Source organism: Corynebacterium gottingense (assembly GCF_003693265.1).
GTDB lineage: Bacteria > Actinomycetota > Actinomycetes > Mycobacteriales > Mycobacteriaceae > Corynebacterium > Corynebacterium gottingense.
In genome coordinates this window covers 20,628-35,520 of record NZ_RDRE01000005.1, presented here as the reverse complement: position 1 = coordinate 35,520, position 14,893 = coordinate 20,628, and the positions used below count along the sequence as shown (strand labels likewise).

The following is a 14,893-nucleotide window of genomic DNA, read 5'->3' as shown; positions in this document are numbered from 1 at the left end:
ACACCAAGTGTGCAAACTGTTACCAAAAAATTGAACATTCGGAGCTTGGCTCCCCCTCTTTTCAACCATATAAGGACCAGTAACCATGGCTGACAACGAACTGACTCCGGCGGACGACCGCCGAGCGGGGTCGACGGCTGCGCCTGCGCAGCCCGAGGTCCAGTCCGCTACCGGTACGCCGGTACAAACCACCCAGGCGGCCCCGGTGGAAACGACCTCCGGCGCGGGCGTGAAGCGCCCGGGCGACCGCGTATTTGAATTCCTCTCGACCGCCTCGGCAACGCTGATCACCGTGATCATCATCGCGATCGGCCTGTTCCTGGTGCTCCAGGCGATCCCGCCGCTGAGCCGAAACGAAGGCGGCGTCGGTGGCTTCTTCACCTACGGCGGCAACTGGCAGACTGCCAACCTGGACGCAATGCAGTTCGGTATCCCGAACCTGTTCTTCTCCACCGTGATGATCTCCCTCATCGCGCTGATCCTCGCCATGCCGGTCGCACTCGGCATCGCGCTCTTCCTCTCCAACTACGCGCCGAAGAACCTGGTGCGCCCACTGGGCACCCTCGTGGACATGCTCGCCGCGGTCCCCTCCATCGTGTACGGCCTCTGGGGCGCGCAGGTGCTCGGCCCGGCCCTGGGCAAGTTCTACGAGTGGATCAACTCCTGGGGCGGTGGCTTCTTCCTGTTCGCCACCTACCAGAATTCCCCGCCGTTCTCCACGGCCCGCAACATGCTCACCGGTGGCATCGTCCTGGCCATCATGATCCTGCCGATCATCGCGGCCACCGCCCGCGAGATCTTCGTCCAGACCCCTCCGGGGCAGATCGAGTCCGCACTGGCGCTCGGCGCAACGCGCTGGGAAGTCATCCGCATGACCGTCATCCCGTTCGGCCTCTCCGGCTTCATCGCCGGCTCCATGCTCGGCCTCGGCCGCGCGCTTGGCGAGACGATGGCGCTCTACATGGTGGTCGCGCCGGCCAATGACTTCCGTGGTTCGCTCTTTGACGGTGGCACCACCTTCGCTACCGCCATCGCGAACGCATCCGCAGAGTTCAACAACCCAATCTCTGCTGGTGCCTACATCGCGGCAGGCCTTGTCCTGTTCGTGCTGACCTTTGTTGTCAACTCGATCGCCCGCGCGATCGTCAACAAGAAGTAAGGCAGGCAAGCGAATGTCTACAGCAGTTCCCAACAACGCCGGTGCTCAGGGCGCGGGCAACGCGACGGCCAACGTGGCGTCGGAAAGCACTCGCTCCGCGAAAGACAACCCCTTCACCGACATCTCCTCGGGCCGTAAGACCATGAATTCCGTCATGGGCGGCTTGATGTGGCTGTGCATGATCATCGCGCTCGTGCCGCTGCTCTGGCTCCTGATCACCGTGATCCTCCGCGGTGCCCCCGCGGTGCTCGACCTTGGCTGGTGGACCGACGATATGGTCGGCGTCCGCATGTCCAAGGAAGGCGGCGGCGCCCTCCACGCGATCGCCGGTACGCTGATGCAGACGCTCATCGCGTCGCTGATCTCCATCCCGATCGGCGTGTTCACCGCCGTCTACCTGGTCGAATACTCCAACGGCAACAAACTGGGCAAGCTCACCACTTTCATGGTGGACATCCTCTCCGGTGTGCCGTCCATCGTCGCCGCGCTGTTCATCTACGCACTTTGGATCACCATCCTGGGCATGGAGCGCTCCGGCTTCGCCGTGTCGCTCTCCCTGATCCTGCTGATGGTCCCGCTGGTGGTGCGTAACACCGAGGAGATGCTCCGCGTCGTCCCGATGGACCTGCGCGAGGCGTCGTACGCGCTCGGCGTGCCGAAGTGGAAGACCATCCTGCGCATCGTGCTGCCGACCGCCCTGTCCGGCATCGTCACCGGCATCATGCTCGCAGTGGCCCGCGTCATGGGCGAGTCCGCTCCGGTGCTGATCCTCGTCGGCTCCACCCCGGCACTGAACTGGTTCGGCCTGTTCGGCGAGCCGCAGTCCTCGCTTCCGCTGTTCATGCTCGAAATGTGGAAGTCCGGTGCAACCGGCTTTGCCGCAGAACGCCTGTGGGGCGCAGCCCTCACCCTGGTAGTCATCGTCGTCGTGCTCAACCTGCTCGCACGCGCGATTGCCAAGAAGTACTCCGTGAAGAAGTAACCGCCCCACACAACCATCATCTGAGGAGAATCCCCGATGTCTAAGCTCGAACTCAACGACGTCAACATCTACTACGACGACTTCCACGCCGTCCGCGACGTCAACATGAAGATCCCCGCACAGGCCGTCACCGCCTTCATCGGCCCGTCCGGCTGCGGCAAGTCCACCGTGCTGCGCACTCTGAACCGCATGCACGAGGTCATCCCCAAGGCCAGCGTCAAGGGCGAGATCCTGCTCGACGGCCACAACATCTACGGCAAGAACGTGGACCCGGTGTCCGTCCGCAACACCATCGGCATGGTGTTCCAGAAGGCGAACCCGTTCCCGACCATGTCCATCGAGGACAACGTCGTCGCCGGCCTGAAGCTGTCCGGCGAGAAGAACAAGAAGAAGCTCAAGGAGGTCGCCGAGGAATCTCTCCGCGGCGCGAACCTGTGGGACGAGGTTAAGGACCGTCTGGACAAGCCGGGCGGCGGCCTCTCCGGTGGTCAGCAGCAGCGCCTCTGCATCGCCCGCGCGATCGCTGTGCGCCCCGAGGTCCTGCTCATGGACGAGCCCTGCTCCGCGCTCGACCCGATCTCCACCCTCGCGGTGGAGGACCTCATCCACGAGCTGAAGGCCGACTACACCATCGTCATCGTGACCCACAACATGCAGCAGGCAGCCCGTGTGTCCGACAAGACCGCGTTCTTCTCCCTCGAGGCAACCGGCAAGCCGGGTAACCTGGTCGAGTTCAACGACACGACCACCATCTTCGAGAACCCGGAGAAGAAAGAGACCGAGGACTACATCGCCGGCCGCTTCGGCTAAGGGCCGACGGTCCCCGCAGAAAGTACGGCGCCCCGGAGCAATCCGGGGCGCCGTCGCATTTCTCGGTACTACCTGCGGGTAAAGCGCCGCTCGATCGTGGCGAACTTTTCCTTCAAGTCGTAATCGCCGTCGCGCTGCTCCCGGTACTGTTCCGGCTGCAACCCGGTGACCAGGAAGACAATGCGGTTGCCCACGTTGACGCAGCGGTCGGCGAAGCGCTCGTAGTACCGCACCATCATGGCCACATCCACGGCCTCCCGGTTGCTGTACTCCCACTCCGGGGCGGTGACCAGGTTGAGCAGGTACGCCTTCATGTCGTCCATGTCCTCGTCGATCGTGTGCAGCTGCGCGGCGCACTCCGCGTCGGGGTGGAGGAGGAGCTCGCGGGTTTGGGCCACCATGGCGTCGGAGAGCCGCGCCATCTCTTCCATGAAGCCGACGAGCGGGCCGGGCACCACCGCATCCGGGTGGCGGGTGCGCGTGAGCGTGGCCACGTGCATGGCGAGGGAGCTCATGCGCGACAGGTTTTCCACAATGTAGATCGACGACAGCACTTGCCGCAGGTCAGAAGCCACGGGGCTCTCGAGCGCAAGCAGGCTCATGCCGCGCTCCTCGCACCGGGTCTTGAGCTCGCGCAGTGCGTCGACCTGCGACAGCGTGTCTTCCGCGCCCTCGAGCGACTGGCGCAGCAAGGCCTCGGAGGCCTGCGCCATCGCCGCCCGCACCCGGTCACACATTTCGAGCAGGTCCGCGTTGAACGCCTCGAGGTGCTCGCGGTAAGCGGTCCGCAGCTGCGGCGGGCCGTCTTGCTTATTCGTGCCCCCGTCACCACTGTCACCCCCGTCACCCGCCTCGCCTGCGTGGGCCGACTCGGCGTGCTCCGAGGGCTCCTCGGGCTCGCGTGCGTTCGGTGCCTCCGGGCTACCCGCCGTTGTTTTCAATTTCCGCGCCCTGTGGGACCGCGTCATCTTCGGGATCATCCAACCATCCTTCTGGCAGCGCGACTTTGGAGGACCCGCCCTGGCGGCCGCGCGCGCTGTCAGCTTGCTCCGCCTTCGCATCAGAATCTGCAATCGGTGCCAGCCGGTCCCACAGCTGGCCGAGTGACGTCACCTGCGCGAGCTCCTTGCGGAACTCACCGCCCACGGGGAATCCGCGCAGGTACCAGCCGGTGTGCTTGCGGATGTCGCGGCAGGCGTGCTCCTCGCCGTCGTGGTCCGCCAGCAGTTCCGCGTGACGGTAGAGGATCCCGACAACCTTGCCCAGCGTCGGTTCCGCGGGGACTTCTTCGCCGCGTAGCTGCGCGCCGAGTTGGGCGAACAGCCACGGTCTTCCGAGGCACCCGCGGCCGACCTCGACGCCGTGGCAGCCGGTCTCCTGCATCATCCGCTGCGCGTCGCCGGCAGCAAAGATGTCGCCGTTACCAATGACGGGCACCCCGGTGCCGTCCATGTGCTCGACCAGCCGGGCGATCTCGTTCCAGTGCGCGGTGCCGGAGTAGCGCTCCGCCGCGGTGCGGGCGTGCAGGGCGACAGCGGCCGCGCCCTCCTCGGCGGCAATGCGGCCAGAATCGAGGTGGGTGTGGTGCTCAGCATCAATGCCCACGCGGAACTTCACGGTGACGGGGATGTCGGTCCCCTCGGTGGCGCGCACGGCGGCGGCGACGATGTTGCCAAACAGGCGGCGCTTGTAGGGGATAGCGGAGCCGCCGCCCTTGCGGGTGACCTTGGGGACGGGGCAGCCGAAGTTCATGTCGACGTGGTCGGCGATGTTTTCCTCCACGATCATGCGCACCGCGTCATACGTGAACTTGGGGTCCACGGTGTAGAGCTGCATCGAGCGCGGCGTCTCCACGTCCGCGAAGGTGGTCATGTGCAGTGTCTTCGGGTTGCGGGCCACCATGGCGCGCGCGGTGATCATTTCGCAGACGTAGAGCCCGGAGCTGGTTCCGGTGAGCTCCTGCTCGATCTCGCGGCACAGGACGCGAAATGGCATGTTGGTCACCCCGGCCATGGGGGCCAGGATGACGGGGGAGTCCAGGTCCATCCCGCCGATGCGTAGCGCGGGGCCTGCGCTGGTCGTCGGTGCTGTCATGGTTCTCTATTGTTCCTGTTGGGAGGGGATAAGTGCAATTCGCCGGTGGCCCTGTGGCGTGGCTGCGAGAGGGGCCGCGGTGCGTACCGTTCCACCCCCTTTGGGGGTGACGTCGGGGGTTTGGGGGTCTGGTTTGTGGGGGTGGTGTGGCGTCGATAAGCGCCCTGAAGCCCCCGCGACCTGCGAAACTGCTGGTAATACCAATTTTCGGGGTGGTGCGAAGCGGAGAGGTGTGCGCGCTCACGTGCTGGCAATGCGGGGTAGGTCACAATACAGTGGAGTTGTTATTCCGTACCGACAAACACAAGTGAGGGATGAACATGGGCGACCGTATCGCCAACGCAAAGCTTCGTGACAAGGTCATGACCGCCGAAGAGGCGGGCCAGTTTGTCAACCACGGCGACAAGGTCGGCATGTCCGGCTTCACCGGCGCCGGCTACCCCAAGGCTATGCCGGGCGTCATCGCAGAGAAGGCGAAGGCCGCGCACGACAAAGGGCAGGACTTCAGCATTGACGTCTACACGGGCGCGTCCACGGCACCGGAGTGCGACGGCGTGATGGCGGAGGCGGGCGCGCTGCGCTACCGCATGCCGTACCAGTCGGACCCGACCATGCGCGGCAAGATCAACGCCGGCGAGATGAAGTTCCAGGACATCCACCTCTCCCACTCCGGCATGATGGTGGAGCAGGGCTTCTTTGGCGAGGTCGACCTGGCCATCGTCGAGGCAGTCCGTATTACGGAGGAGGGCAACATTGTGCCGTCTTCCTCCGTGGGTAACTCCGTGGAGTTCCTCAACGCCGCAAAGAAGATCATCATTGAGATCAACGAGTGGCAGTCCGAGGACCTCGAGGGCATGCACGACATCTGGACTGTGCCGCCGCTGCCGAACCGCATCCCGATCCCGATTACCAAGTGTGGCGACCGCATCGGCACCTCCTACATTGAGATCGACCCGGAGAAGGTCGTCGCGGTGATCCACACCAACGACCCGGACCGCAACGCCCCGTTCAAGGCCCCGGACGAGACCTCCGAGCAGATCGCCGGCAACTTCCTGGATTTCCTGGAGAACGAGGTGAAGGCCGGCCGCCTGGCGTACGACGGCTACGTGATGCAGTCCGGTGTGGGCAACGTCCCGAACGCCGTGATGGCGGGCCTGATGGACTCCAAGTTTGAGAACATCCAGGCCTACACCGAGGTGATTCAGGACGGCATGGTCGACCTGATCGACGCGGGCAAGATGACCGTCGCCTCCGCGACCTCCTTCTCCCTCTCTCCGGACTACGCGCACAAGATGAACGAGGAGGCTGCGCGGTACCGCGAGTCCATTATTCTGCGCCCGCAGTCCATCTCCAACCACCCGGAGGTTATTCGCCGCACGGGCCTGATTGCCTCCAACGGCATGATCGAGGCGGACATCTACGGCAACGCGAACTCCACGCACATCAACGGCTCCCGCCTGATGAACGCGCTGGGCGGTTCCGGTGACTTCACCCGCAACGCCTACATCTCTTCCTTCATCTCCCCGTCGGTGGCCAAGGACGGCGCGATCTCCGCGATCGTGCCGATGGTCTCGCACGTTGACCACACCGAGCACGACGCCATGGTCTTCATTACCGAGTACGGTGTGGCCGACCTGCGCGGCCTGGCCCCGCGTGACCGTGTGGCCAAGATGATCTCCATCGCCCACCCGTCGTACCGCCCGCTGCTTGAGGAGTACGTCGAGCAGGCTGCCAAGTGCAAGTACCAGGCCACCCCGCACGACCTGCGCCACGCCTTCGACTTCCACAACCGCATCATGGAGACGGGCACGATGCAGAAGTAGGTGAGCCCTTTCGCCCGCGCTACCCCCGTTTGGTTCATGCTGGTAGCGCGGGCGTTTGGTTGCGTGCGTCGGTCAATTTTCGCCCCGCGCATGTGGCCCGCTACTATATTTCGCATGGGCCTTTAGCTCAGCTGGTAGAGCTACGGACTTTTAATCCGCAGGTCGCGGGTTCGATCCCCGCAGGGCCCACCGTGAACACCCTCGGTCTTTCCCGGACCGGGGGTTTGCGCGTATGCAGGGGGCAAGGCGCTTATCGACGCCCCCGTAATCCCATCCCGCCATCATCCATACACGCCAAACTTTTTAGGTATGACTAATTGCTTGTAAACCGCTGTACAAGCCGAGTACACTTGTTGGCCAGTCGAGTTGCAGAAACATTGCACCTCACCCGGGCCGACGGGCGGTGTGCACTGCATGGCATCAAAGTGGTTTTTAAGGAGAATCCACGTGGCAAAGAGTGTTTTTCAGATCCGCAAGCCAGGAAAGCGCGGCGCCCGCACAGGTGTTGCGATGCTCTCTGTCATCTCGCTGGCCCTCGGGTCGGCTGCGCACCTCCCGGGCCCGGCCCGCGCAGCCGAGGCAGCGGCTGCGGAAGGCTCCGGCTCGTCCGCCAAGTACACAGGTGGCGTTTTCGGTGCCGACGGCAAGGGCGTGATGCAGGGCTCGGACCTCATCGCGTCCGACCTCAGCGCCGGAAGCTGCACGGTGACTTCCGGCAAGCAGTCGTTTGAGCAGGCAGGATTCAAGGCGGAGATTTTCGAACCCGGGCCAGGAAAAAACTCCGACAAGCGTGCCTTCGGCGCGTCAGTTGAGTTCACGGGGGACAAGCAGCGCACATTTAACGATTGGTTGATCCTAGGATCAAACAATAATGCCCCGGTTACTCGGCACACGGTCAAAGCCGCGGCGCCGTCAGATCCATTCCCCATTGACGCGTTTGCGCCGACTCGTGACGCCGACGAGGTTATGACTATTAACAAGGTGGGGCGGGATCCTCTCACCGCCACGATTGCGGCGGACCTGGACGGGAAAAAGATCGCGGAGTACGCGAAAGCGACTGCGGAGAACCCGGTCAGGTATGCGTGGTCGGACCGGTATACGGAGGACAACGACAAGCCAGCCAGGCAGATCTTTAGCGACCCGTATATTGAGGCGACGGTGAACCCATGGCCGAACGAGAACGACGATTGTTCGCCGATCACGGTGGACTGGAAGCCCATCAAGCAAATGGTCATCGAGCCCGACGAGCCGGTCGAGGTCGGCAAGATCAACGCGCAGCCGAAGACGCTTAAGCGCATCGTCGTGGAGGCTCACGACCAGCAGGGCAACCTGCTTGGTTCGACCGATGGTGACGAACCCAAACTCGTCGTTGAGGACGATGGGACTGTGAAGTACACCTCCCCGAAGTACGTTGGTAACAAGGCAATTAGCGGGGACCAGAATGTCACCTTCACTGTTGTTGCCAACCCCCGTACCGTGGAGGAACTTGATGCGGCGGCCGCCGATGGGGCGGCCGCCCAGAACAAAGAAAATTGGGCGAAGGTCAGCGAGGAATCCAACAGCCTGCCTCGCTACAGCACACCGAATATGGTGAGCACCTCGACGATCACGCTGGACGACACGAAGTTCCACGATCCCGAGTACGACGCCGCCGATAAGGCGATCATCTCCGGCACCGAATCCGAGAACGGACCGGTCACCAATGAGCCGCAGCAAGTGACCTTCGAGCAGACCGGTGCGCGGATCTCGGAACTCATAAAGAAGAAGGCCGACGGTGGTAACAACGCCACGGTGGAGCTGAACACCCGCTACGTCTACGAAGGCTGGAAGGCAACGCTGGACCCGGAGACGAACAACGTCACGGTGACTGCGCCGGCGAACCCGAAGCCGGGCACGTTCGCACAGCCTCGCGTGGTTGTCACCTACTCCAACGGCTCGCGGGACATGATTCCGCTGCTGGTGCTGGTGGACCCCAACAACACCCAGGTCACGGAGCTGGCCCCCGATCCGGAGACCGTCAGCGGCGTGCAGGGCGCCGAGCTGAAGTCAAAGGTGGGCTACCAGCCAACGATGAGCGGCTACGACGCGGTGAAGCCGACGAAATTCGAAATCGACCCTGCCTCCGTTCCGGAGGGCTGGGACGTGAAGGTCGACGAGGACGGGACCGTCACGGCGACGTCGCCAAGCGATGCCCCGAACAACTCGCACGCAAACGTCAAGGTGCTTGCGACTTACCCGGACGGGACGACGGACGAGACGAACGTCGACTTTAAGGTCGCCGCGAGCGTGAAGGTTCCGGACTACCAGGCCGTCACCGGCAAGGCGCAGGATAAGGTCTCGCTGACCCCGACCATTCCCAACATTGGCATCGGTGGCGAGGAGGATGATGAGGCCCCGTCGAGTTACTCCTTCCCGGACGGCGGGACGACCCTGCAGCAGGGCGAGTGGTTCCTGACCATTAACCCGGAGACGGGCGAGGTCACCTCGGAGATCCCGGCCGACGCGCTCCCGGGGGCAAGCCTGACGTTCCCTGTCCAGGTGCACTATGCCAGTGGCGCGACTCCGCAGGTCACCACTGGCACCATCAACGTCGTTGGTGACAAGCAGGGAGCAGACGTGGCCAGCTACCCGCCGCGCCAGACTAAGCCGGGCGTTGCCGTTACCTCGGACATCTCCACGCAGCTGAAGGACCCCAAGAGTGCTACGTACAAGCTTCCGGATCCGAAGTATCGCCCGAAGGGTTGGACGTTTGCTATTGATGACAACGGCACGGTCACCGCGACCCCTGATGCGTCCCTGCCGGATGGCGCAACCGCAGACCTCCCAGTGACCGTGACCTACCCGGACGGCTCGAGCGCCACGGTTCCGGCCGAGTTCAGCGTGGTGTCCACCGCATCTGGCGCGAACAACCCGAACTACAAGACCGTGCACGGCCAGCCCGGCGACGAGGTGAAGAGCCCGGTCGACACCACGTACGTGAACCCGGCGTACGAGCCGAAGTACGAGTTCATCACGGATCCCAACGATCCTTCCTACATCCCGCTGCCGCGCAACCTGTCCTGGGACGACCTGACGATTAATCCCGATACGGGCGAGATCACCATGAAGATCAGTTCGAACGCGAAGCCGGGAACGTCCGCGCAGGTGCCCGTGCGCGTGAACTACAACGACGGCTCCTCCGACGTGACCAGCGGTACATTTATCGTTGATGCCGAGGCCCGCCAGATCTACAACCCGGACTACCTGCAGGCGTGGACGTCTCCGGGCGGCACGCAGACGTCGAAGCCGACGGCGGCCTCGGATGTCCCGTGGCGCGACCTCGCCGATAATGTGGATGACCGCTACTCGGTCCCCGCGGAAATCGACGGGTGGACGTTCACGGTCGACTACGACGGCACTGTCCACGCGACGGCTCCGAAGGGAGCCCGCGCCGGCGACCACGTCGATGTGCCGGTGACCGTGACGTACTACGACGGGAGCAAGGACGTCGTCTACGCCCCGTTCGTCGTGCGCGATAAGCAGGCCGAACTGTACGAGCCGGGCTACCCCGCGGAGTCGACCACGCCGGGCAAGGAAGTCACCCGCAGCATCACGCCGAAGAACCTGCCGGAAGGCAGCACCTTCTCCTTCGGCATGGACGGCGACACACCGATCACCCAGACCGAGGAGAACGGCTGGAAGTACTCCATCGACCCGAAGACCGGTGACATCACCGTCACCCCGCCGGCCGATGCGAAGCCGGGCGACAAGCAGACGAAGAACGCAACGGTGACCTACCCGGACGGCTCGACCGATGAGGCGCCCGTGACCACCATTGTCAGCCTGACCCAAAACTTCGAGGTCGAGCCGACCTACCCGGCCGAGAGCGTGTACCCGGGCACCAAGACCTCGCTGCCGCTGACGCTGGACAACCCGAACGGCGTCGAGGTCGCGGCGCAGGATCCGTACAAGATCCGCCCCGCGAAGAACTACACCGACACCGGCGACGTCAACGAGTTTGGCAACCCGGTGTACAAGGTCAAGACCGCCAACGGCGACTGGCTGGTCAGCCTGGACAAGGACGGCACCGTCCTCGCAGAGTCCCCTGCAACCGCGAAGCCGGGCGATGCGATTAACGTCCCGGTCTCCGTGAAGTACGCCGACGGCTCCGTGGACAGGGTCTCCGCACCGGTCACCGTGGTGGACCAGCCGACCCGAGAGGTGCCATTCAAGGTCGAGTACAAGTACGACAACACGCTCCCCGCGGGCCAGTACAAGGTGGAGAAGGAAGGCACCGCTGGCGCGGAGAAGCAGAACGAGGACGGAACCTGGACGCGGACTCAGGAGCCGACGAACGAGGTCGTGCTTGTGGGCACCCAGCAGGCTAAGGCCACCGACGAGGTGACCTGGACCGTTCCGCTGCCGTTCCCGACAACGATGCGCCCGAACCCCGACCTGCAGCCTGGCGAGACCAAGGTCGTCCAGGAAGGCGCAAACGGCGAGGAAACCTACACCGCCACATTTGACGCCGAGGGCGACCAGGCCAGCCACGTGGAGTCGACGAAGCGGACGGACCCAGTGGAGCGGATCGTGGAGTACGGCCCCCAGCTTGGCGAGACCGAGCTGGTGACCAAGACCACCAAGCAGCTGCCGTTCGACACCGAGGTCAAGGCCGACCCGAACCTCGATGCCGGCAAGACCGAAGTTGAAAAGGCCGGCGTGCTCGGCGAGGAGACCGAGACGTCGACGCAGAAGCTTGTCGACGGCAAGCCCTCCGGCGACCCAGTCGTCAGCACCGAGCGCACGAAGGAGCCGGAAACGCAGATCATCCGCGTCGGCACGAAGCAGTCGGAGCAGCCGACCCCGTCGGTCCCGTCGGCGTCGGTAAGCATGCCGTTTACCACGATCGTCGAGTTCGACGACACCCTCCCGGCTGGCGAGCAACGTGAGAAGCAGGTCGGCAAGGACGGCAAGGGCGTCGTGGAAAACGGCGAGCTGAAGATCACCGAGGAGCCGACGCCGCGCATCATCGTCGTCGGCACGAAGCAAGCCACGGACCCGGCAACTGACCCGGGAACCGACCCGGAGACTCAGGCGCCGAAGGACTACTCCTGGACTGAGTCCACCGCCTTTGACGTGGAAATCCGTGAGAACCCCGATCTGCCGAAGGGTGAAAAGCGAGTTGTCCGCGACGGCGAGCGCGGCGAAGAGACGCACACCGTCCACTTCGAGCTCAAGGACGGCGTGTACGCACCGCAGGAAACGACCGAGGTGACCAAGGAGCCGGTCAACAAGATCGTGGAGATCGGCACTAAGGGTGACACCCCGACTGAGCCAACGCAGCCGGGCGAGCCGCAGGAGACAGAGCAGTCGGTCGTGACCATCGAGCGCCTGCCGTTTGACACGGAGGTCATTGAGGACCCGGCGCTGGAGGCCGGGCAGGTTGTCGTCGATAAGCCTGGTGCTCCTGGCAAGCAGCAGACCGTGACCACCCAGAAGTACAAGGACGGCAAGCCCACGGGCGAGCCGACCATCACCTCGACCGTGCTGGTGGAGCCGGAAAACCGCGTCATGCGCGTCGGCACGAAGCAGCCGGAGCAGCCGACCCCGTCGGTCCCGTCGGCGTCGGTAAGCCTGCCGTTTACGACGATCGTTGAGTTCGACGACACCCTCCCCGCAGGCGAGCAACGTGAGAAGCAGCCGGGCAAGGACGGCAAGGGCGTCGTGGAAAACGGCGAGCTGAAGATCACCGAGCCGGCAACCCCACGCGTCATCGTCGTCGGCACGAAGCAAGCCACGGACCCGGCAACTGACCCGGGAATCGACCCGGAGACTCAGGCGCCGAAGGACTACTCCTGGACTGAGTCCACCGCCTTTGACGTGGAGATTCGCGAGAACCCCGATCTGCCGAAGGGTGAAAAGCGAGTTGTCCGCGACGGCGAACGCGGTGAGGAGACGCACACCGTCCACTTCGAGCTCAAGGACGGCGTGCTCACCCCGGAGGAATCCACTGAGGTGACCAAGGAGCCGGTGAACAAGATCGTCGAGATCGGCACTAAGGGTGACACCCCGACTGAGCCAACGCAGCCGGGCGAGCCGCAGGAGACAGAGCAGTCGGTCGTGACCATCGAGCGCCTGCCGTTTGACACGGAGGTCATTGAGGACCCGACGCTGGAGGCCGGGCAGGTGATCGTCGAAAAGCCTGGTGCTCCCGGCAAGCAGCAGACCGTGACCACCCAGAAGTACAAGGACGGCAAGCCGACGGGCGAGCCGACCAGCACCTCGACCGTGCTGGTGGAGCCGGAGAACCGCGTCATGCGCGTGGGTACCAAGCCGGCCGAGACACCCGAGGTCAAGTCGGTGACGACTGACCTGCCGTTTGGTACCAAGGTCATCTTCGACCCGACGCTCGAAGCGGGCGAGAAGGCGACCGTGACCGAGGGCGTGCCGGGCCGCGTGACTGTCACCGGCACTGACGTCGAGCGCGTCGAGCCGAAGGACGAGGTCGTGCGCATCGGCACCAAGCCGTCCGAGAGCACCACCGAGATCCCGGAGGAGGTGTCCTGGGAGGAGCCGCTGCCGTTCGAGGTGATTGTGAAGCAGAACCCGGATAAGCCGCGCGGATCCGTCGAGCAAATCACGCAGGGCAAGAACGGCACGCAGAAGCGTGGCGTGCGCTACGAGATCGTCGACGGCAAGCTCGTGCCGAAGGAGTTCACCGAGGTCATTACCCCGGCCACCGACCACGTCATCGAGGTCGGCACCGGCGGCGAAGCATCCGAGATCACCGAGGTCAACGAGTCGGCGCTGCCGTTCGAGACTGAGATCATCGAGGATCCGACACTGCCGGCAGGCGTCGTCTTCACCGAGCAGAACGGCCAGCAAGGCTCGCAGCGCACCACGCGCACTTGGAAGCTTGTCGACGGCCACGTCACCGGCGACCCGACCGTCTCCACCGAGACCATCACGGAGCCGACCAACCGCATCCTGCGCGTCGGCACCGGTACGCCCCACACGGGCGAGCAGGCGAAGACGGAAGAGCGCCCCTACTTCCCGCCGGTCGTTCTGGGCAAGGGCGCAACCGAGCGCGTCGAGCTGGAGCACGGCCACGTCGACGGCGACTCCTACGAGATCGGCGACGTCCCCGAAGGCTGGGACGTGACGATCGACGAAACGACCGGCGAGGTCTCCGTGACCACGCCGGACGACGTCGAGCCGGGAACCATCGCAACCATCCCGGTGAAGGTGACCCGTGCGGACGGCAGCGTCCTCGAGACCTTTGTCAAGGTTGCCGTCTCCGGGAAGCAGGCCGAGCCGGCGGAGCCGACGACGGAACCGACGACGGAGCCGACTACGGAGCCGACGACGAAGCCGACAACGAAGCCTTCGGAGCCGACGACGGATCCGACCCCGGTACCGGGGACAACCGGCTCGTCTGAGGATTTCCAGCGCTGCGTGGCAAACGCGTTCGCTGCGAACAGCCCGCTGCTGTGGCTGGTGCCGATCGGCCTGCTGGCTGCCGTTGGCGGCCCGCTGTCCCAGCAGTTCGGCCCGCAGATCAACCAGGCGTTTGGCGAGATCAACGGCCAGATCAACCAGAAGATCCGCGAGAACACGCCGGACCTGCCGGACGTGGGCATGGGTGGCAACAACAAGCCCGAGTGGTACCGCCAGCTCGAGGCCCAGGCAGACGCCGTGAACCAGCAGTTTGCTGGCCTCCAACAGCAGTACGCCGGTGTGGGCGAGCAGCTGCGACCGCTGGGCATCGGCCTGGCCGTCATCGGTGCCGCAGCCGTCGGCATCGCGCTGATCAACCAGGCATGTAAGCCGGAAGGCTTCGACGGCTGGACCAGCTCGTCCAAGGGCGATAACGGGATGACCACCGTGCGCCCGGAGGGCGCGGATGAGGCGTCGTCCCTCGGCGGTTCTTCCTCGAAGGACGGCAAGACCGGGTAGTAAGTCGTGCGGCAAGTCCCGGGCACTCGCCCGGGAATGAACTGCTCCCCACTAGTCGGACTGAGGCATCAGTGACCGGCTGGTGGGGAG

General features: G+C 64.4%; 7 protein-coding genes and 1 tRNA gene. 6 read left to right on the top strand and 2 right to left on the bottom strand.

From position 1 onward, the window contains the following. The first annotated feature begins 85 nt into the window (after positions 1-85). From pstC to pstB, 3 genes are all read left to right on the top strand, one after another. The gene (pstC, locus tag EAW56_RS04480) at positions 86-1,159 is read left to right on the top strand and encodes a phosphate ABC transporter permease subunit PstC (protein WP_095278686.1); all 1,074 of its coding nucleotides are present in this window, start codon (positions 86-88) and stop codon (positions 1,157-1,159) included. Between the two features lie 142 nt (positions 1,160-1,301). Beyond that, positions 1,302-2,141, top strand: coding sequence for a phosphate ABC transporter permease PstA (gene pstA, locus EAW56_RS04475; RefSeq protein WP_233127033.1), 840 nt, complete (start codon positions 1,302-1,304; stop codon positions 2,139-2,141). A 36-nt stretch (positions 2,142-2,177) separates the two neighbouring features. Next, positions 2,178-2,951, top strand: coding sequence for a phosphate ABC transporter ATP-binding protein PstB (gene pstB / locus EAW56_RS04470; protein ID WP_095278685.1), 774 nt, complete (start codon positions 2,178-2,180; stop codon positions 2,949-2,951). Positions 2,952-3,019: 68 nt separating this feature from the next. Here the strand turns inward: pstB and EAW56_RS04465 are convergent, their stop codons facing one another. Both EAW56_RS04465 and dusB read right to left on the bottom strand, forming a co-directional pair. Continuing rightward, complete coding sequence (locus EAW56_RS04465) at positions 3,020-3,742, bottom strand: phosphate signaling complex PhoU family protein (RefSeq protein WP_122085446.1); 723 nt, start codon at positions 3,740-3,742, stop codon at positions 3,020-3,022. A 130-nt stretch (positions 3,743-3,872) separates the two neighbouring features. Further along, complete coding sequence (gene dusB, locus EAW56_RS04460; RefSeq protein ID WP_122085311.1) at positions 3,873-5,045, bottom strand: tRNA dihydrouridine synthase DusB; 1,173 nt, start codon at positions 5,043-5,045, stop codon at positions 3,873-3,875. Between the two features lie 320 nt (positions 5,046-5,365). Here dusB and EAW56_RS04455 point away from each other — a divergent pair, with 320 nt between their 5' ends. From EAW56_RS04455 to EAW56_RS04445, 3 genes are all read left to right on the top strand, one after another. Further along, positions 5,366-6,868: an acetyl-CoA hydrolase/transferase family protein gene (locus EAW56_RS04455; protein ID WP_122085444.1), complete on the top strand. Its 1,503-nt coding sequence runs from the start codon at positions 5,366-5,368 to the stop codon at positions 6,866-6,868. A gap of 116 nt (positions 6,869-6,984) precedes the next feature. Beyond that, positions 6,985-7,057: transfer RNA gene (locus tag EAW56_RS04450), tRNA-Lys, on the top strand. A 258-nt stretch (positions 7,058-7,315) separates the two neighbouring features. Continuing rightward, positions 7,316-14,803 carry a G5 domain-containing protein gene (locus EAW56_RS04445; RefSeq protein WP_167457390.1) on the top strand — a complete coding sequence of 2,496 codons (7,488 nt, stop codon included), beginning with the start codon at positions 7,316-7,318 and terminating at the stop codon, positions 14,801-14,803. Positions 14,804-14,893 lie beyond the last annotated feature (90 nt).